20 protein-coding genes and 1 riboswitch are annotated in these 20,139 nt (G+C 40.3%); of the genes, 5 read left to right on the forward strand and 15 right to left on the reverse strand.

Annotated elements, in window-relative coordinates:
• Positions 1-15: 15 nt before the first annotated feature.
• The 9 genes from LF817_RS08730 to LF817_RS08770 form a co-directional block, all read right to left on the reverse strand.
• Complete coding sequence (locus LF817_RS08730) at positions 16-504, reverse strand: flagellar protein FlgN (protein ID WP_253935411.1); 489 nt, start codon at positions 502-504, stop codon at positions 16-18.
• Positions 505-516: 12 nt separating this feature from the next.
• Positions 517-786, reverse strand: a complete 270-nt coding sequence (gene flgM, locus LF817_RS08735; RefSeq protein WP_253935412.1) for a flagellar biosynthesis anti-sigma factor FlgM — start codon at positions 784-786, stop codon at positions 517-519.
• A 63-nt stretch (positions 787-849) separates the two neighbouring features.
• A complete protein-coding gene (locus LF817_RS08740; protein ID WP_253935413.1) occupies positions 850-1,272 on the reverse strand; it encodes a TIGR03826 family flagellar region protein in 423 nt (140 codons plus the stop codon).
• Between the two features lie 66 nt (positions 1,273-1,338).
• Positions 1,339-2,010: a ComF family protein gene (locus LF817_RS08745; RefSeq protein ID WP_253935414.1), complete on the reverse strand. Its 672-nt coding sequence runs from the start codon at positions 2,008-2,010 to the stop codon at positions 1,339-1,341.
• A complete protein-coding gene (locus LF817_RS08750; protein WP_253935415.1) occupies positions 2,007-3,374 on the reverse strand; it encodes an ATP-dependent helicase ComFA in 1,368 nt (455 codons plus the stop codon). Before LF817_RS08750 ends, LF817_RS08745 begins: the two co-directional genes overlap by 4 nt.
• A 64-nt stretch (positions 3,375-3,438) precedes the next feature.
• On the reverse strand, positions 3,439-4,284 hold the full coding sequence (locus LF817_RS08755) for a DegV family protein (RefSeq protein WP_253935416.1): 846 nt from the start codon (positions 4,282-4,284) through the stop codon (positions 3,439-3,441).
• Positions 4,285-4,500: 216 nt separating this feature from the next.
• Positions 4,501-5,712, reverse strand: coding sequence for a stalk domain-containing protein (locus LF817_RS08760; RefSeq protein WP_253935417.1), 1,212 nt, complete (start codon positions 5,710-5,712; stop codon positions 4,501-4,503).
• Positions 5,713-5,982: 270 nt separating this feature from the next.
• Positions 5,983-6,657: a response regulator gene (locus LF817_RS08765; protein WP_253935418.1), complete on the reverse strand. Its 675-nt coding sequence runs from the start codon at positions 6,655-6,657 to the stop codon at positions 5,983-5,985.
• A gap of 156 nt (positions 6,658-6,813) precedes the next feature.
• Positions 6,814-7,953 carry a sensor histidine kinase gene (locus LF817_RS08770; RefSeq protein WP_253935419.1) on the reverse strand — a complete coding sequence of 380 codons (1,140 nt, stop codon included), beginning with the start codon at positions 7,951-7,953 and terminating at the stop codon, positions 6,814-6,816.
• 149 nt (positions 7,954-8,102) lie between these two features.
• Between LF817_RS08770 and LF817_RS08775 the strand changes: the two genes are divergently transcribed.
• The 3 genes from LF817_RS08775 to LF817_RS08785 all read left to right on the forward strand — a co-directional run bounded on the left by LF817_RS08775 (position 8,103) and on the right by LF817_RS08785 (position 11,482).
• Positions 8,103-8,741, forward strand: coding sequence for a YigZ family protein (locus LF817_RS08775; protein WP_253935420.1), 639 nt, complete (start codon positions 8,103-8,105; stop codon positions 8,739-8,741).
• A 29-nt stretch (positions 8,742-8,770) separates the two neighbouring features.
• Complete coding sequence (locus LF817_RS08780; protein WP_253935421.1) at positions 8,771-9,796, forward strand: LCP family protein; 1,026 nt, start codon at positions 8,771-8,773, stop codon at positions 9,794-9,796.
• Between the two features lie 225 nt (positions 9,797-10,021).
• Positions 10,022-11,482 (forward strand): APC family permease, encoded by a 1,461-nt coding sequence (locus tag LF817_RS08785; protein ID WP_253935422.1) that lies wholly within the window; start codon positions 10,022-10,024, stop codon positions 11,480-11,482.
• A 275-nt stretch (positions 11,483-11,757) separates the two neighbouring features.
• Here LF817_RS08785 and LF817_RS08790 read toward each other — a convergent pair whose 3' ends face one another.
• The 6 genes from LF817_RS08790 to LF817_RS08815 all read right to left on the reverse strand — a co-directional run bounded on the left by LF817_RS08790 (position 11,758) and on the right by LF817_RS08815 (position 16,582).
• Positions 11,758-13,020, reverse strand: coding sequence for a TcaA second domain-containing protein (locus tag LF817_RS08790; RefSeq protein WP_253935423.1), 1,263 nt, complete (start codon positions 13,018-13,020; stop codon positions 11,758-11,760).
• Between the two features lie 230 nt (positions 13,021-13,250).
• A complete protein-coding gene (gene sinI, locus LF817_RS08795; RefSeq protein ID WP_253935511.1) occupies positions 13,251-13,385 on the reverse strand; it encodes a DNA-binding anti-repressor SinI in 135 nt (44 codons plus the stop codon).
• Between the two features lie 33 nt (positions 13,386-13,418).
• Positions 13,419-13,506, reverse strand: a riboswitch (cyclic di-GMP riboswitch).
• A 68-nt stretch (positions 13,507-13,574) separates the two neighbouring features.
• A complete protein-coding gene (locus LF817_RS08800) occupies positions 13,575-13,781 on the reverse strand; it encodes a YkvS family protein (RefSeq protein ID WP_253935424.1) in 207 nt (68 codons plus the stop codon).
• A 145-nt stretch (positions 13,782-13,926) separates the two neighbouring features.
• Positions 13,927-14,628, reverse strand: a complete 702-nt coding sequence (locus LF817_RS08805; RefSeq protein ID WP_253935425.1) for a CpsD/CapB family tyrosine-protein kinase — start codon at positions 14,626-14,628, stop codon at positions 13,927-13,929.
• Complete coding sequence (locus LF817_RS08810; RefSeq protein ID WP_253935426.1) at positions 14,618-15,376, reverse strand: YveK family protein; 759 nt, start codon at positions 15,374-15,376, stop codon at positions 14,618-14,620. The genes LF817_RS08805 and LF817_RS08810 overlap by 11 nt, the downstream gene beginning before the upstream one ends.
• A gap of 159 nt (positions 15,377-15,535) precedes the next feature.
• Positions 15,536-16,582, reverse strand: coding sequence for a glycosyltransferase family 4 protein (locus LF817_RS08815; RefSeq protein WP_253935427.1), 1,047 nt, complete (start codon positions 16,580-16,582; stop codon positions 15,536-15,538).
• A 247-nt stretch (positions 16,583-16,829) separates the two neighbouring features.
• On the opposite strand from LF817_RS08815, the gene secA2 reads away from it, so the two are divergent.
• Positions 16,830-19,220 (forward strand): accessory Sec system translocase SecA2, encoded by a 2,391-nt coding sequence (gene secA2, locus LF817_RS08820; protein ID WP_253935428.1) that lies wholly within the window; start codon positions 16,830-16,832, stop codon positions 19,218-19,220.
• Positions 19,213-20,121 (forward strand): accessory Sec system S-layer assembly protein, encoded by a 909-nt coding sequence (locus LF817_RS08825; RefSeq protein ID WP_253935429.1) that lies wholly within the window; start codon positions 19,213-19,215, stop codon positions 20,119-20,121. Before secA2 ends, LF817_RS08825 begins: the two co-directional genes overlap by 8 nt.
• Positions 20,122-20,139: the final 18 nt, after the last annotated feature.

Consider the following 20,139-nt stretch of genomic DNA (forward strand, 5'->3'; position numbering starts at 1 on the left):
ACCTCTCCTCTTCGATTACGCCTGTGAATCGAATACGGAGCGATTCTGCCCGTTCGATCCAGATGCATGACCATAATTTAAATTATTTAAAGAAGGCTGCAATAAATCAAGCGACATATTTATGAACTGCAGCGACTGCTTCGTCAGCTCACCGTTCAATACTTCCTGCTGCTTCAAGTCGGCCAGCACTAAAATGAAAGAGTTGTACATTTCTTGAAGCTGCTCACGATCCGGCCAACGGCTCCACTTAATAATATCAGAAACCGTCGGCACAGCATCCGCAAAGCCCTGCTTTCCAGCTGCCCATTCCTTAACGGCTGCACTGCGTTTATTTTCTAACGAATTAATCGCTGACACATGTTTCCGCTCCTGTGACAGACACAACTGCAAAGCATCCATATCGTTCGTTTTCAAAGCTTCCGTCTTTTTCCTCGAGAGGACAAGCAGACTTTCATGCAGCTGCTTCATCCGTCCCAGATGATCGATAATTAATTTAGCTGTCAACGTCATTCTCCTTTACTTCTTATCCGAAAAGAAATCCACTATATTTCCAGCTGTCCGCTGGTGGTCAACTTTATAATTCCCATTCTCTACCTGGCTTTTAATTTCATTTATATAATTTTGACGTGTCTCATTCGTTTTCCCTGAGTCTTGCAGCGCCTTACCGGCAGAAGAAATTTCTACTTTATCCTGCTGCTGTTTTAGCGGCTGCTTCACTTCGTCCTGTTTGTTCATCTGCTTTTGATATGGATTAAAATTCGAATGGTTCGGCCCATTGATTTTCATATCATTCACCTCTTTCATTCCAGCCTGTCGTTACTTTGTATATCGTCCAATTATGGAAACAGTTTAGCGGTTGTCATCATTCACCGTATAATAAGTCACAGGACCTAAGCCTTCCTTCTTATTGCAAGCCTCCAGGTAATCCAGTTCATCCTGCATTTGTACCCCAGACCTGATGGATATAGTACAGTCTTCACACAGACGTCCCACACGGATATCCGCCCCGCACCGCTCACAACCATAAGATAATGCCGGGAATTGGGCCGGGTGGAGCCGCTTCGACTTCACAAACTCACGGATCTTATACTCTTCCACACCCGTTTTCCTCACAATATCAGGAATCGCAGCCGTCCGGTTCTCCTTTTTCCTTACAAAAGAATACACCAATTGAAAGTCCTCTTCCTCTCGCTTCACACAATCATTGCAGACTATCGCCGGCCCCTTCATAAACAACGCATGACACCTAGGACAATTCGCTAATTCAGCCATCACCCAATCCTCCCATACTACTCTTTTTCTATTATATCGGCAATAATACAGAAATCAAAAGATGTACTAGCGAAAAACCGTAAACGAATGCACTCGCGGACACCCATTCGCCTTAAGCAGACGAGCCAAATGCCTCACCGTCATTCCCGTCGTATAAATATCATCTACCAGCACCACCGGACATTCTACACTGTCCATAAGCACAAACGGATTCTCCCCCATAATCCGTTCTACCCGGCCACGCTTAGACTGCTTTTCATTCCCTTTTCTTTTAAAAAAATGATGAGGAGACGCACCCAGCATTGCTATGACTGCTTCCGACTGGTTGAACCCCCGCTCCAACAACCTCTCCACACTCAAAGGAATTGCTCCAAGCTCTGCATCCATCCCGTGAAAGTGGTTTTTATACTTCGTCTGGACAGCTTCAGCAAAGGCATGGACGAGCGTAAAGTCCCCCCGATACTTCCAGCGCGCAACCAGCTCTTTTGCGAAATCGTTGTAACCAAACACCGACACATTCTCCTCAAGAACCCCGCTGTACTCAGACAGATTCCAGCGCTCACAGTCGAAGCACAAACCGTTGCCCTCCTTCCGTCCACATCCCTTGCAGCCGGGCTCATCGATGACATCGAACTTCTCCATGCAGGAAACACAGAGTTTGATCGGCTTTTGCACGGTCAAAAAGCTGGTCCAATCCACTTTGGGAAGCAATTGTTCAAAACAGATGAGGCACCTCATAGCTCCTTCCTCGCTTTTTTGTTCATGTAAATGATGGCTTCCTGAGCATCCAGCATGGCGTTTGTTTTACCAAAATGGTAGAATATTACATCTCCGTCAGGGTCTACCGGACTTCGTCCTGCCCGCCCGGCGATTTGTACTAAAGCAGCTTCATCAAATACGTGGTGACCAGCGTCAATGACAAAGACATCGACGGAAGGAAATGTCACTCCGCGTTCTAAGATGGTCGTCGTCACAAGAATGTCGATTGTCCGATCGCGGAAGCGCTGGACTTTTTCGCCCCGTTCCGGGTCTTCTGCATGAACTGAGGCCACATTAAAGTCATTTTCAAGAAAGGCTTTGACCGCTCCTGCATAGGTAATCGTCGAAACGAAAAGCAGCAGCTGGCGGCTTCCTTTTTGCTGAATCTGAATTGTTTTTATTATAGATTGAGGCAATCGCCCTTTGGATAAATGGCGTTTTAAGGTAAGAATGAGCTTAAGTCTTGGCACAGGAAGAGGATGACCGTGGAAACGCTGCGGGATGAAGACTGCGGGGAGCGTTCTTTTTCTAATTTTAGCCTTTTCTTTTTTTCGAGGAGTAGCCGTTAAATATAGGCGTGCAGCGTCGGTTTTAGCAGCTCTTCCTGCAGCGAATTGAAGAGAGTCATCGTTATGGTACGGGAAGGCATCAATCTCGTCGATGATGACTACATCAAAAGCCCGCGAGTATCGAAAGAGCTGATGGGTCGTGGAAATAAGCAGTTGGGCGTCTCCCTGCTTTTCTTCAGAATCTCCGTACAACGCCTGAATCCGGACTTGCGGGAACGCCTGTTGAAAGCGCGGAAGCAGCTCACGCACGACATCAGTACGTGGAGTAGCCAAGACGATTCGTAAGCCTCTCTGAAGAGCTGCAGTAATGCCGGGAAACAGCATTTCCGTTTTCCCTGCCCCGCAGACAGCCCAAACGAGAAGCTCGCTTTTTTGTTCAATGGCTGAAACAATTCTTTGAGCAGACGCCTCTTGACTGACCGTCAATTGTCCATCCCACTTGCACGGATCTGCGTGCTGAGGCCATATGACAGCAGCTCCCTCATATAGCGGCTCACACTGAGTGACCCGCCCCATCATGATACAGTTTCTGCAGTATAAGCAGGTATTATTTTTACAAGTGGAGTGTGGAAAAACGGCGAACAAATAGGATCGATCATTGCCGCAGCGCTGACAAACCGATTTGCCTTTAGTCGTGACGATCGAAGGTATTTTGTTGAGGATGGACTGACGTACAAGCTCATTGACGTCTTCCGGTGAAAAGGGGAGTTCTTGCATTGTGAGCAGCTTTCCTGCCAGCTGTTCACGGGAGAAAGATATCTTTTCTTGAAGCACTATGATCACCTTCTTATTAGAGTAGAGCCTATTCGAGTCTCACAAATAGGCTCATGCTCAACAGTTAAGATTCGCGATACCAGCCTAATCCCATCGCACCTTCACCGAGGTGCGTGCCGATGACGGGACCAAAATAGCTGATCGTCACTTCGACTTGATCGAACTCTGCTTCAATCTCCTGTTTGATCTGCTCCGCTTCTTCAGGACGGTTTGCATGGATGACGCTTGCTTTGTAGCGGCCCTCGCTTGATATCGATTCTTCGAACAGCGCAAGTATGCGCTTCAGCGCCTTTTTACGTGTACGGATTTTTTCAAACGGAACGATTTTCGTATCCACAAAATGAAGAACCGGCTTCACCTGAAGCAAACTCCCTACGAATGCCTGAGCTCCGTTCAAACGTCCGCCTCGCTGTAAGTGACTTAAATCGTCCGCCATGAAGTAAGCCTGCATAGATTCTTTCATTTCATCAAGACGGGTCATAATCTGTTCAGGCAGAGCTCCATTATTCGCAAGCTCCGAAGCTTCAAGAGCATAAAACCCTTGCATCAGACAGCTGGTTTCAGAGTCGAAGGCATACACTTCTATATCGTCCACCATGTCACCCGCTGTAATTATCCCCTGGAACGTTCCGCTTATGCCGCTCGACAAGTGGATAGCAATTACGGCGTCGTATTCTTTCGCAAGCTCCTCCAGCTTTTCAGTCATCAGACCGATCGAAGGCTGTGATGTTTTAGGGAGCTGCTCATATTCCTTCACCATGTCGTAGAAGTCATCTGTCGTAATGTCTATTTCTTCCTGATACGATTCCTGGCCAAATACGACATTTAGCGGAACCATATGAATATTATTCGACTGCCTTGTTTTTTTAGGAATGTAGGCTGTACTATCGGTAAGTACCGCTGTTTTCATAGAACCATTCTCCTTACCTATGTATTTTTTATAGCTCTTTTCGTTTATCTTCATTGTACTTGAATAACAATCTTGTTTTTATAGCTTAAACTCCTATCTTATTTCTCACTCAAATAAAATTAACAACTCTTCTATTTTCTAATGTAACACTTTTCACTTCTACTTTATATAAAAAACAGACAAGCGCTCGATGCACTTGCCTAATCCTACTTATTATCATTGTAATGCCTCTTCGATTTTATTTATCATATCATCAGCTGAATACTTTCCATGTCCATTAATTCTTTTTAGTTCGAACACGGACTCTTCTCCGTAAGAAACATCTCCGTTTTTCGTAGTAAAGCCTATTTTATATCCAACTTCTTCAGCAATCCTTATCGTATCACGACTATAATTACCATAAGGATAGGCTATAGAAACAACGCTTACATCTAACTCTTTTTCTATAATCTCTTTGGATTTTGAAAGGTCGCTCCGTAATCGATTTTCAAAAGATGCTTGTGTTTCCAATTTATCACCAACGTACATTCTCTCAGTAATAACCCCTCTTTTAGTACCAACTGCAGTCTTCCCTTTATAATGAGAATCCCACGTGTGTCCTTGAAAAGTGAAAACATCTAAACTATCTCTAGATTGATCCCACGTCATCTTCGGTATTTCATTCGGAAAAGCATTCACATCATTACTCATACGGCTGGCAATCAAATTAATAGAAGCTTTCATCCCCAATTCTTTTAAAATGGGGTAAGCCAAATCATAATTACTGCGATACCCATCGTCAAATGTTATTAATATCGGCTGGTCTGGAAGTTTCTTGCCTCTCTCTAAGTAATCAACTAAGTCATGATCTGTAATTGTGTTGTACCCTTTATTATGTATAGCTTTCATATGTGATTCGAACACTACAGGGTCGATGGTTGCTCCAGTAGAAACACCATTCTCCAAATGATGATACATCAAGACTGGAACATCCACTTCGTATGGATTGAACCCTACTCCATCAGAATCAATGAATACAGTACGTGTGCTATGATCCCAGTCCACACCATACCCGAAATTCTCTGAAAGGAACCTAAGAGGCACGAGTGTACGCTTCCCCTTAAGCACAGGAGCTGCATCGTTAAGTACTATCTCACCGTTCTTTGAAGCCTCTTTCTCCCCAATCGTTAAACTGATTACATCCTCTCCTCGAAACACCTTCACTTCTCGCTTAGTATGACTCCATTCAATGTCAGCTCCAAGCTTTTCCATAGTTAATCGAATAGGCACCATTGTCCTCTTGTTCATGAGTTGAGCCGGGGTATCATACTTCACTTCTTTCCCATCGAGCATGACTTTAACCTCAGCATGAAGGTTCCAGCTTCCTAAAAACATTACTGCTAAAATAATACATGCGCAAACAACCAACATCCCAAACTTCTTCTGCACATTCAACTACCCCAATCCCTTATGTACAAGTTACATAGATATTTAACAGGTATTATTTTACATGAATGACATGAAATTTGCACTATATATTTGGAAATTAAATATTCTTTTATACCTATAAATTTTTTCTGTCAGTTGTTTTAAAATGTTATTTTAGACCTATACATCATGACATGTCATTGTATGACCTATTACTTATGGATCCTGCAAATATTAACTACACCAAAAAAGCCCTCACGTCCATAGACGCGAGGGCTTTCTATCAAGCTATTATATGACTTCTACCCAGCCATTTTTTATTGCTGTAACTACAGCTTGCGTACGATCATTCACATTCATTTTCTGCAAAATATTACTCACATGGTTTTTCACCGTTTTTTCACTGATGAAGAGAGCCTCTGCTACTCCGCGGTTGCTCTGCCCGTCTGCTAATAGCTGCAGCACTTCGCATTCTCTGCGGGTAAGGAGATGGAGCGGTTTACGGTACTCGATGGCACGGAACGCTTCATTTGAACTCGTATCCGAAAGTCGGCGATATTCAGCCACTAAATTATGAGTTACTTTAGGATGAAGGTAAGAACCTCCGTTTCCTACTACCTTTATAGCTTCGATTAATGCGTTCGAGTCCATTTCTTTCAATAAATAACCTTGTGCTCCCGTTTTTAAGGCGTGAGTGACGTAGTTTTCATCGTCGTGAATAGACAGGATGATAATTTTTAGACTTGGATGTCTTTTCGTTAGTTCGGCTGTTGCTTCTACACCGTTCATGCTCGGCATATTTATATCCATTAAAACAACATCAGGATTATGTTTATCGATTATATCTAGCGCAGCTGAACCGTCGTCTCCTTCGGCAACGACCTCAAAGCTGGATTCAAAATCAAGGATTCTTTTTACTCCCTCACGAAACAATTTGTGGTCATCAATTAATACGATTCTGGTCATATTGAGTCTACCTCCTAAATTTTTAGCATCCGAATCTCTTTTTTTAAATCGAATGCAGTGGTTCTCTAAATTCTATTTATCTATTTTAGTCGATCGACCCTAATCCTAATTCCTATTATAAACGATTCACGCCTTTTTACATAGTTTTTCAACTATTTAACTATTTAATGGCATTTTAATCGTTACGATGGTCCCTTCTCCTGGTACAGAATGGATATCCAAGTCACCATTCACCATTTCTACCCGTTCCCGCATCCCTACGAGCCCGAAAGACTTTTCTTTCTTCACAGAAGGGTCGAAGCCTTTCCCATCATCTTTAATGACAATGGTCGTCGAACTGGCTTTGAGCTCGAATTTCACTTCAATCGTACGTGCTTCTGCATGCTTTAATGCATTTTGGACGGCTTCTTGAATTAGCCTGAAAATGGCAACCTCATACTTACTGTCTATCCTCCGGCTGCTCCCCATGGAAACAAATTCAATGGTTGTCTGATTGTAATCTTCTACCGTCGCCAAGTATTTTTTCAAGGTCGGTACTAATCCAAGATCGTCTAACGCCATCGGCCGTAAATCGTAAATAATACGGCGCACGTCATACAACGCAGAGCGGACTAGCTTTCGGACGTTGCGCATCTCTTCTAATGCTTCATCTATTCCCCGGGCATTAAACGTTCGTTCTACCAAGTCGGATCGAAGCATAACATTTGCGAGAGCTTGAGCTGGGCCATCGTGGATTTCGCGGGAGAGGCGGCGCCTTTCTTCCTCTTGGGCTTCAATAATCTGCAGACCGAATTGCTGTTTTTCTTTTGCAGTCTTTAGAGTTTCAGTTACGTCTTTAAGATCTTCCGTCAAATAGTTCAATACGACCGAAATTTTACCAGCCAGTCCTTCAGCTCTTTCTATCGTTTCATCTATGTTTCTTAATCTTAATTCGATCTCATGTCGCCGATCGCGTAACTGCTTCTCTTTCTCTCTTGTCATCGATAAATCCATTTGTAGTCCATGAGTTTGTTCATACACTTTTCGTATTTCGTCTTCCGAGTATTGCAGGAATTTCTTACTGACTTCTGCCAACCTGAGTCTCGATAAACGGACTTTGCGCTCCAGTTCATCTCCATCGTCTATCAAAGTAGCTACATTAACCTTAATAGTTTCCAATTCCTTGCTAAGCTTCTCAAACTCGGTACGAGAATCTTCTCCAATCTGGAAAATCTCATCTTTACTATTGGAAACGGTCGAGACCATATCCTTGATAATATAGTCAAGCGCTTTATTCCCAGACTTAGAATCATCCATTTTAAGTCTCCTCCATCAATGTTCACAATAATCATTCGTAGGACCTAAGTCCATTTATGGGGGTGGTTGTTCATTTGACAAATTCCATCAATAAGTTGCCCCAATTACTCTACCCATTATATAATAAAAATTTAGGAGGTTAAATCACGATGCTAGAATGTTATACAACTGTAATGAAAGAAGGACATCATGAAATAAACATACAAAAGTCTCGGTTTATCGGATTTGTTAAAAGATGTGAAACTGAAGAAGAAGCTCAAACCTTTATACAATCGATCAAAAAGAAACACTCTGATGCTACACATAATTGTTCAGCCTATTTGATTGGCGAGCATGATCTAATTCAAAAAGCGAATGACGATGGAGAACCGAGCGGCACTGCAGGAGTTCCTATGCTTGACGTTTTGAAAAAAATGAAGTTGAAAGATACAGCGGTGGTAGTGACGAGGTACTTCGGAGGAACGAAACTCGGAGCCGGCGGCTTAATCCGCGCCTATTCAAGTGCCGTCTCTGAAGCGATCAAAGCTACCGGAGTCGTCAAGAGAGAGCTCATGCAAGAAGTTAAAGTAACAGCCGAGTACACACTCCTGGGTAAACTCGAGAATGAAATCAGAAATTCAGACCACCCTATAAAAAAGGTTAATTACTTGGAGAATGTGGAAATAGTCGTATATGTTAAAAAAAACGATATTGATGAATTTAAGAAATGGATCATTAATTTAACGAGCGATAAAGCAGTTATCACTGTCGGGAGTTTTTCCTATATGGAGACAATCGCAGATCTATAATACAAGGAACAAAAAAGGAGATTATAGGGATGAAAAGTAGAAAAATAAGAATATTTTTCTGGGTAATCGCTGCAGTTGTCCTTTTGTCGATAGGAGCTGCAGCAGGGTATGCCGCTTTTTTGACCGACAAAGCACGGGAAACGGCTAATTCTTCTCACGATTCATTAGCAAGAGGAGAAAAGTCGGAAAAACGCGTGGAAATAGTTACTCCTGATTTGAATTCTACTTCTATGTTATTTGTCGGTGTAGATGACAGCGACAAACGAAGCGCAAGTGAAAACGGCAATAGCAGTAGTTTAGCGGACGCCCTCGTGCTGGCTACTTTTAATAATGATGATAAAACTGTAAAGCTGGTCAGTATACCGCGAGACGCTTACACATATATTCCAGAAGTCGGTTACTACGATAAAATTACACACGCCCATTCTTTCGGTGGAATAGACGCAACAATAGAAACTGTAGAAAATTTGTTTGATATCCCTGTAGATTACTACGTCCGCTTGAACTTCAATTCATTTGTCGATGTAATTAATGCGATAAATGGAGTCGAATATGACGTACCTTTCGACTTAGCCGAACAAAACAGCAATGATGAGAAAGGTGCCATCAAGCTTGAAGAAGGCAGGCAGACGGTGAATGGAGAAGAAGCATTAGCACTAGTCCGCTCCAGGCAATATGACAGTGACCTTGCGCGAGGAGAACGTCAAATGGAAATGATCAAAGCAATCACAGACAAGACTGCCAGTCTCGGTTCTATTTCTAATTATGGTAAGATTATCGATTCGATCGGTAATCATATGAAAACGAACCTATCATTCGATGAAATGACTTCATATAAGGATTACGTAATTAGTGGAAACGGTCTTGATTTCGATGATATGCAGTTAAAAGGTGAAGGAGGCTATCATGATAACGGTATTTGGTATTACCAAATCAATGAAACGAATTTAGAAAATATTCAAGAGGCATTGAGGAGTCATCTGGATCTGGATGCCCCTAAGAATTCCGAATCATTTGCTGGTGAAGACCAATCCTCTGAAGAAGATATCAATTGATGACCTTATAAAATTTCCCGGGAAATAAGTATTAAAATGCTTACCGGTGTCGAAAAATCACTATTCCGATAAGAATAGTGATTTTTTGCAGCAGGTTAGAACAAATATAGTTGGTACTAAGTGAATTTGAATGAAAATGATTATACAATTGTTATACTGGACATTCGTTTCATAAAATGTAAAATGGAATTTGTGTGTTTTTCACTATAGGAGGAAAAATTATTTATGGAAAAACTTGAAAGAAGACAATTAAAGCGCTCCCTAAAACCTCATTGGGTATGGGCCATCGCATTCGGCTCAGCAATCGGGTGGGGAGCTTTTGTATTGCCCACTGATTGGATCGGCCAGGCTGGACCTATAGGAGTAGTCTTAGGAATACTGTTAGGCGCAATTCTTATGATGGTCATTGGAGTCAGCTACGGCTTCCTAATTGAAAAATTCCCGGTAACGGGCGGAGAATTTTCTTACGCTTACATAGGATTCGGCCGTGGATTCGCATTTATGGCTGGCTGGTTTCTTACCCTTGGGTACATATGTATTGTAGCCTTGAACGCATCAGCCCTCTCCCTGCTGGCCAAATTTCTTTTCCCTGAATTCGCAGCGATAGGTACACTTTATAGTGTAGCCGGGTATGATGTATCTATCGTACAAATCTTGATCTCTAGTACGGTACTTGTAGTTTTTGCTTTATTGAACATTAGAGGAACCAGCTTTTCCGGCCAGACTCAATTCATTTTCAGCCTTATTTTGATTTTAGGAATATTGATGTTAGCGGCTGGTGCCATTTTCACTGAGGGTCCATCCCTATCCAACATCACTCCTGGCTTTGAGCCAACACAGCCGGCCATTGCTTCTGTATTGGCAATCCTGGCGATTGCACCTTTCGCTTACGTAGGTTTCGATAATATTCCTCAAGCAGCTGAAGAGTTTAAGTTCGAATCGAAAAAAGCTTTCGGCTTGATCATATGGTCACTATTAGCTGCAGGGCTTGCTTACGCATTTATGATCATTATCACAGCAAGTACGATGCCGTGGCAGAACCTGCTGGCACAAATTAATGAACAAAATTCTGTCTGGGGAACAGGCGACGCCATTGAAAGCTATATGGGACGAACAGGCGTATTCATCATTGCTGCAGCTGTATGCATGGGTATATTTACAGGTTTGAATGGTTTTTACTTATCAGCCAGTCGATTGACCTTTGCTATGGGCCGTGCAAGAATATTACCAAATGCTTTCCGCTCGCTGCACAGTAAATACCACACGCCTTATGTAGGAATATTATTTACTATGTCAATTTGTTTAATTGCTCCTTGGTTTGGACGTGAAGCACTTTTATGGGTAGTCGATATGTCTTCAACCGGAGTTGCCATTGCCTACTTTTTCTGTACAGCAACCGCTTATAAAATGTTCAAATGGTCCAATAAGCAGCCTGACAAAAATATTAAAACTGTTGCTGCACCCGGCAGAAAACTATTATCTTTATTAGGAATGATCAGTTCTATCATCTTTCTCATTCTATTGTTACTGCCTGCTTCACCAGCTGCATTAGGGCAGGAATCTCTAGTAGCTCTCGGAATCTGGGTATTGCTAGGGATAGTATTCTACCTATTTAATTCACGCCGGTACAATAATCTTTCTGATGAAGAATTGAATTACCTTATCATTGGAAGAGAAAAGATTTAACTGTATAATTTTAATGTTAAACGGCATCAAGATCACTTAAGGTTTTATGAAATTGCAAAAAATAAATAGGTTCTGTCCCAAAAGTTTTAGAAATAGGATTTTCAGGCCAAAACCTTGCAGTCAAGACACTACAATTGAACATTCCCACGAAAAAGAGGCTCAGAACCAAATATAGGTATTCTGAGCTTTTTTTCACGCTAATTCGTTTGTAATTCCAGTTCTTCTATTCAAAAACTGAAACAATTCGCATTAAAATGTAGAGCGTTATATTTTAATTAATAATCATGAGATTCCAGCTGAGCCGTTTCTATTGATGTTGATGTCATAGGCTTGCCAGAAGTAATCACCCATAAACTCTCTTCATCATCAAAGGTGAAATCATATTCCCACGAATACGTATTTTTATTCATTCGAGCGCTATCCTCCCCCTCACCTTCAAGATAGTACCCGGACTGAATATCAAACGATGCAACCATAGTCGATTTATAACTTCCCGTTTCTTCATCTACTGTTACTTCAGGACTTCCTTCACCATAAAAAACACCCTGTATTTCACCATCATAATGCTGGCCCAGGCTTTCCATTTCTTCAATGCTTCGTTTTGTGTCTTCTAAATAAGAATCATTCCTCATCCTATTGAAAACAGTTATATCTTTCTCTTTAAAAGCAGTCACATATTCTTCAACATGCTCCGACACTGCCTGTTGTAAGTCGGCTTCCAACGTTTCTTCTAAAGAAGCTTTGACAGCTTGAGGATTAAGATCTTCGAAGTTCACTTCCACCTTCTCTTCCGAAAGTTCATATGTATTTATTGTTACAGCCTCATCATAAGTCTCTCCGTCTATTTCTACTACACCTTTTAACTCATGAACTCCTGGAGGCAGTCCACTAAGCTCATAAGTTCCTTTAGAAAGTGTTCCAACCTGTTCATTATTCAAGTAAAGTTTCACACCTGATTGAGTAGAGAAAACTTCCATATTCTCTGGGGTCAATTGCAGTTTATAATCATTAAACATCAACCATTTGGAACCTTGATTACTGACATGGAGCATTTGATCTTTTTCTAACTCAGATCCGCCGGCCGAAGCTCTTAAATATCCTAAAGTCTCTACAAACTCCCCGGAAGATTTATTGAAATGCTCAACCATATTTTCAGCATGTGCCAATTTGAATGATTCAGAAGCGTGCTGAAAATCAATCAGGTTCAATAGGCGTTCAGCATCGTTTCCTTTTACGGAGTTCTCAAATTCGTGAACAATATATTCAGAGGAAGTAATTTTCGAAAGATACGCCCATCCAGTAACTGATAGACCGATCACCATTGCAACCGTTATTAAAGTAGTAAATACTTTCTTCCAATTTTTATTTTTATTCTTTTTTTGTTCTTTATAATGGCGTTCATAATATTGGCTGGCGTTCAACCAATCATCACTACCAGCAAAATAAGACGGCTGTTTTGCCCGAGTATTTGAAATACATTCTTCACAAGTACTATCTAAAGAATGTACTTCATTTCCACATTCGTTACACTTTTCCATAAAACTCCCCCATCGTTTGTAAAACTGTTTCTATTTTAGCACAAAAGTACAGAGATAAATTCTCTGTTTCGCAAGTTTTTCCTATAATGTAAGTATTCGTATGACCCAGAACCTTTATCGTGCTCTGAGCTTCCCACTACAGATTGGTTAAGCAAGTTGAAGTAATCACAAAAAACCCCGAATAAGCACACTATTTCAGCGTCTCTCATTCGGGAAACATTTGATAAACTCTAAGCTCTCTCTTTCAGGTTCATTTGTTTCATCGTTTCTATAGAGTGGCGTACTTCCTCTTTAGTCAATCCTAATTCTTCTGCTTCTTTTACAAGGGCTACCCAGTCCGCATCCAACTTCATCACAAACTTCACATCGTCCAATGAATGATCCCCCTACCATTCACCCTAGACAACCCGGCCATCATCATCCTCTAAGGATATTAGACCCGTAGTTTTGCGTCCTTATTTTTCAATAAGTTTGCCTTTTTCAAGGAGAAGTCGCTTGATATAGACTTTATTATAATCGTGTTTTTCAAAAAGCACAATACTTTTTTCAGAAAATTACGACAATATCCTATAGTTTTCGTGCGCGACTACTGTACGTTCAAATTCAAAATCTACTTCAGCAAGATTATCCATAATCGTCAAGTCCACTATGACAGAGCGCTGGCATTGACTAGGAATGACTTTACCTTTAAATGTAATATCATTTCTTTCAAATTCTACGATGTTACCAGGTTGAGCTATCTTTGTATCTGGTGTAACCATTATAGTGACCCCTTTCCACATTTAAACAATTTAAAATAAAGGATAATGTAATTTTTCTGATAAATCAAGTAATATATATAATTCGATTCAAAATTTCGATAATTTTAGACAAAAAGAAACAGGAGCATTCCCTGCTCCTGTTTCTTTAATTACCATAGTAGTAATAATAGTTGCTATTCTTTTTCTCCTGATCGTTTAAAACTACGCCCAGAATATTAGCCTTGGACTGCTCAAGTAATTCTTTAGCACGCTCCGCAGAAGAATTATCTGTTTGGCCGCTTCTTACCACAAGCATGACGCCGTCGACCTCACTGGCTAAAACTTGAGAATCAGAAACAGCAAGCACAGGCGGTGTATCAAATACTAGCAGATCATAGGTTTGCCGAGCTTCCAGAATAAGTTTGCTCATCGCTTTTGAGCCGAGTAATTCAGAAGGATTCGGTGGAATCGGACCACTCGTCATGACCTCTAAGTTTTCTACATTGGTATTTTGGGTCGTCGCTTTTAAAACCTCTTTACCTACTAAGAAATTGCTCAACCCTTTTGTATTGTTAAGGCGGAAAGAGTGATGGACGGTCGGTTTTCTTAAATCTGCATCAACTAATAATACTTTCTTTCCTTGCTGAGCGAATACAGCAGCAATATTTCCTGCTGTCATCGATTTTCCTTCAGAAGGTCCAGATGAAGTGACAAGTAGTGTATTCAATTCATTGTCCACGGAAGCGAACTGTAAATTTGCACGTATCGTCCTATACTGCTCAGCAATCGGTGATTTAGGGTTATCATTTGCAATAATTTTCCTTGCCTTCACCAGCAAATCATTTTTCTTATTTTTTTTACGTGCCAACCGACTCACCCCTAACTTTGGAAGCCCTGTTATTCTGTCCGCTCATCGACTCTGGCCCAAGATCTTCTTCAGAAACCGTAGAGATTACTCCCATTAAAGGTAATCCCAAAGTCTTTTCCACATCTTGTTCTGTTTTGATTGTATTGTCCAAATACTCTAGTAAGAAAGCTAAGCCCACTCCAACCATAAGACCTACCACGATAGCAATTGCAATATTCAGCGCAGGCTGTGGACTTACTGGTGACGGATCCGCTTTCTCCATAGCAGGTGAGAGAATATTCACATTATCTACGTTCATAAGTGTGGGAATGGTCTCCTGAAACGTTTCTACTGTATTGTTAGCTATTTCAACAGACATGGAAGGACTCTCATCCGTGACCGTTACGTTCACAACTTGCGATTCTTCAGCGCTTGACACTTGAATTTTATTACTCAACTGTTCTGCTGACATATCTAACCCTATGTTATCGGAAACCTGATCTAATACCGCGGGGCTTTTGATGATAACATTGTATGTACTAATTAATTCAACATTCGTTCTAATATCATTGACATCATAAGGGGTATTCGCATCCTCACTTTCAGATTGATTAACGATGAACTCCGAAGATGCTTCATATGTAGGGGTTAAAACGAAGAAGGTTATTATTGCACTAATCGCTGCAGCGCCTACTGTGATAGCAAGTATCATCCAAATTCTTTTTTTCAAAACTTCAAATATTTCTTTTAAAGAAATGGTTTCTTCCATTGATGTACCTCCAATTATGTAAATGCTTCATGTCGAAAAGACACAAGATATCTCGTATTATATCATACTGTTCTACATAATAAAGCACAGAATAATGTGAGTATCTACCTAAAACTTTACAATTAGCCTGCTCATCCCTTTACCCATGGGACGTTTCAGCTATTTACGGGTTTTGTAAATTTTCATAAAATTTATGATAGGTTTGTAATCTTTCCCAATTAATCCAGTGAATTCAGCAATCAGTTCGACCATTAGTATCAATGATGCGACTACCGCTAAAGAACCGAATAATGTGGCCTGTGAGAAAACTACTGCAGCTATACTGAATAAAGAACTTACTGCATAAATGATCAGAACAGCTTGTGGATGAGAGTACCCTAAGTTGAGCAGACAATGATGCAAATGGGATTTGTCCGGAGAAGACCACGGTTTATTCTGCAATTTCCGTCTTAATATAGCAAATAAAGTATCTGATATCGGCACACCTAAAATAATGATAGGGATAATGAATGAAAATAGTGTCACATTTTTGAACCCTAATAAAGATAAAACGGCAATCATGAAGCCTAGAAAAAGCGCTCCTGTATCCCCCATGAATATTTTGGCGGGATAAAAATTAAACAGAAGGAATCCTAACGTACTACCTAATACAATAAGACCTACAATAACTACAAAAGTGTTTCCCATAAATAATGCCATTCCAGAAATGGTCAATAAAGCTATGGAAGAGACACCTGCAGCTAACCCGTCTAATCCATCGATAAGATTTATAGCGTTAGTAATACCTACAATCCATAATACAGTGATCGGTATACTTAGCATTCCGAATTCCAGTTGACCCCCAAATGGAAGATTAACGAACTCAACTTGCACTCCTCCATAAATAACGACTCCGGTAGCGAGAAGCTGACCTAATAATTTTATTTTTGGCGAAACTTCTACTAAATCATCAGCTACGCCGGTTACAATGATCAAAATTGCACCAATAATAATAGGAAGCGTATATGTACTATCAGGATAGAATACAATGATCCCTGCAAGGAAACTTAGAAATATAGCTAAACCTCCTAATCTCGGCATTGTTCCTTTATGTACTTTTCTTTCATTTGGCTGATCGGTCGCTCCTAATCTTAATGCTGCTTTTTTAACTAAAGGGGTAATCAAAATCGTAGAAATAAAGCAAAAAATGACCACTAGGTATTCCAATAAAAAACCTCCTTCTATCTCTGTAATGATTTTCGGATAAATTATATGTGTTTTTTAGGCTCTCTAGTAAGATACAATACTTTGAAAAATTTTACTAGAGTTAGCACTACTAATCTAGATAAAATTCGATCAAATTCGCCAAAACCTTAACATCTGCAGCTTAACTTCTATGGAATAAACTAGTAAATCAGTACCATGTCATGATAAAATATGTATGATTACATAGTCTAAGGAGTGTTTAATGCTTATGATTGAAACTCTCAAAAAAGTCCTCACTGAAAAGACGGATAGACCTCTTAAAAAGCATTTAAAATCTATCGAATATATTAATGGTCTTGAAAGCGAGATCAGTATACTTTCAGATGAAGCACTCCAGGCAAAAACATTACATTTTAAAAAACAGATCCGCGATGGTGCTCCTTTAAAAGATATACAACATGAAGTATTTGCAGTCGTTCGTGAAGCTTCCAAACGAGTGCTCGGACTTCGGCCATTTGACGTGCAGTTAATGGGCGGATTGATATTAAGCGAAGGAAACATTGCTGAGATGGCTACCGGAGAGGGAAAGACTCTGGCAGCATCCATAGCTGGTTATTTAAAAGCATTGGAAGGTAAGGGTGTGCACGTAATTACGGCTAATGAGTATTTAGCCAAACGAGATTTTGAAACATTGAAACCATTGTATACATTTTTAGGCATGAGGACAGGACTAAACATCTCTAAATTATCATCTGCAGAAAAGAAACAAGCGTATAAAGCTGATATTACATATGGAATCGGAACCGAATTTGGCTTTGATTTTTTAAGAGACCACATGGTCAATAACCAAAACCAGAAAGTTCAAAGAAATTACCATATCGCTCTCATTGATGAAATAGACAGTGTACTTATAGATGAAGCAAAAACACCGCTTATTATCGCTGGTAAAACAATGTCCAGCCCAAAATTGCACAAGGTTGCCGCTTCGTTGATAAGAAGCTTCGAAGAGGACACGGATTATCAACTGGATCGAGAAAATAAGTTCGTGAACCTTAACGAACAGGGTTCATCAAAAGTCGAGAAAGCCTTTGATATAGAAAATTTATACGATTTAGAACATCAGTCTTTATATCACTACATCATTCAGAGCTTGAGAGCTCACGCGCTATTCAAACGGGATGTAGATTACATAGTAGATCATGATCAAATAAAACTGGTAGACGTATTCACTGGCAGAGTGATGGATGGAAGAACGTTGTCTGACGGGCTTCACCAGGCGTTAGAGGCAAAAGAAGGCGTATCGCTCAGTGAGGAAAACAAAACTCGAGCCTCCATAACGGTACAAAACTATTTCAGAATGTATCCGATGCTCTCCGGAATGACTGGAACGGCTAAGACCGAAGCAACTGAATTTCAAGATCTTTATGGAATGAACGTAATTAAAGTACCTACCAACAGACCAGTTAAAAGAGTCGATTATGCTGACCTCATATTTATGACAAAAGCTCAAAAATACAAGGCACTCGCAAAAATCGTTAAGGAGAAACACCAAACCGGTCAGCCTATCCTGATTGGAACGACCTCTATCCTTCAATCTGTAGAAGTTGCAAAATATCTAAAAGAAGCCGACCTCGACTTCCAACTTCTCAATGCCAAAAGCGCAGAGCAAGAAGTGAAGCTCATTGCAAAAGCCGGTCAAAAGTACAATATTATGATCGCCACTAACATGGCTGGCCGTGGAACAGATATAAAGTTGGGTGAAGGAACAGACAAATTAGGCGGACTGTTCGTCATTGGAACAGAAAGGCATGACGCACGAAGAATTGATAATCAGTTGAAAGGACGGGCTGGCCGCCAAGGCGATCCTGGAGCTTCTCAGTTCATTATCTCCCTGGAAGATGAATTGATTTCAAGATTCGCAAAAGATGAACTAAAACGAAAGTTAAAAACGATAACAGCAGATTCAAATGGACAAGTTCTAAATAAAGACATACATCAATTTATAAATACGGCCCAGCAGATAAGTGAAGGAAGCAATTATAATATTAGGGAACTGACGCTTAAGCTGGACGATGTTGTGAATGATCAGAGAAAAGTCGTGTATGAGTTCAGGGATTCACTTTTAGAAAAAAAAGATTCGATTCACTTGATCGTATCCATGTTGGGAGAATACTTCAATAATTTAATTGATCATCATTGTCCAGAAACAATCCCTTACGAGAATTGGCCGATTGAACACATTGAGGTAGAGATAATGAGGGCTGTCCCTGCGGCTGAAGTAAACTTAACGTCGGATGATGAAGATCCTGAACAACTAAAGCAAGAAGCTTCTAACATTGCACGAAAATATGAATCCTACTTGAATCAGTGGAGAAAAAATGACCAGCTTCAAATGGAATTGAGAGTAGCATGCCTCTCCATCATTGACCAATTATGGACCCGTCATTTAGAAATGATGAATCGTTTAAAAGAGGGGATTGGAATGCGTCAATATCAGCAGGAAGACCCTATAAGATTGTACCAAAACGATGGAGTTGATATTTTTCGATATACTTTTTCAGGAATGCGCAAAGAAATGATTCTTGAACTCTCGCAACACATACAGAACTGCTGTAACAGCGGGAAAGAAGGTGCTTCAAAGGATGGAACGTATGATTAATTTCTTAACAAATCGTTTTAAAAATGACCAAAGCTTTGATGAAGATGCTGTAGACGCAGAAGATTTCACCGATGTGCAGCAAACTCCTGCAGACATACACATATATCCTAAACTTTCTCTCCACCCAGAATGGAAAGTATCAGACGAGGACGAATACGTTTTTAAATTTTTGAACACAGAAATGAAGCCATTAAAACCAAACCAATTATCAATTCATGGATACGATTTAAGCATCCAAAACCGAAAATTAATAGTAGATGTTTTTATTAGAAGTTCTATCTCTAGAAGCGTACGATTGAAAATGACCACGATTCTTCTATTAAACAATGAACATGAAAAGGTCGCACAAAAAGAAGTAGATTTGAAAAACGCAGGAACTTTACCTTCAAACTCCAGCCGTCCCTGGACAATTGAATTTGAAAGAAAAGATTTTTTTAAAGATGTATATAGCCTCTCATTTGAAGATGGGTGGAAAATAGTGTTTGAACAGACCAAACCTTCCAATAAACATTCCTTGTCCTTAGACTATATATGGAGAGAGAAATTGTCTGTGGTAGATGTGGAAAAGTTAGAAAAATATGTATCCAGTCTTACTTTACCGATAAACGATCAGTTAATCTTTCACGCCTTAAAAGCGACCTACTCTCAAACAGGAGAGTTACATGCTACGATTTTAATACGAAATAGCAGTAAGCAGGATTACAAGATAAAATACCTTCCTTTAAGATTTGAAGATGCCAATCAACAAGTTATAGGAGAGTGTGAATTCTCATTTCAGGACTTTGTTGTACAAGCTAACACCAGTAAGCCCTGGACATTCATCTTTCCTAAACCCCCACTCGCTGATTATGAAGCAGATTTGTCTGAATGGAGGCTCTATCCAATAGAAAAGGCAAGATAAAGAGAGAACTCTTTATCT

Origin of the sequence: Halobacillus sp. A1 (assembly GCF_024189295.1) — a bacterium.
Taxonomy (GTDB): Bacteria; Bacillota; Bacilli; order Bacillales; family Halobacillaceae; genus Halobacillus_A.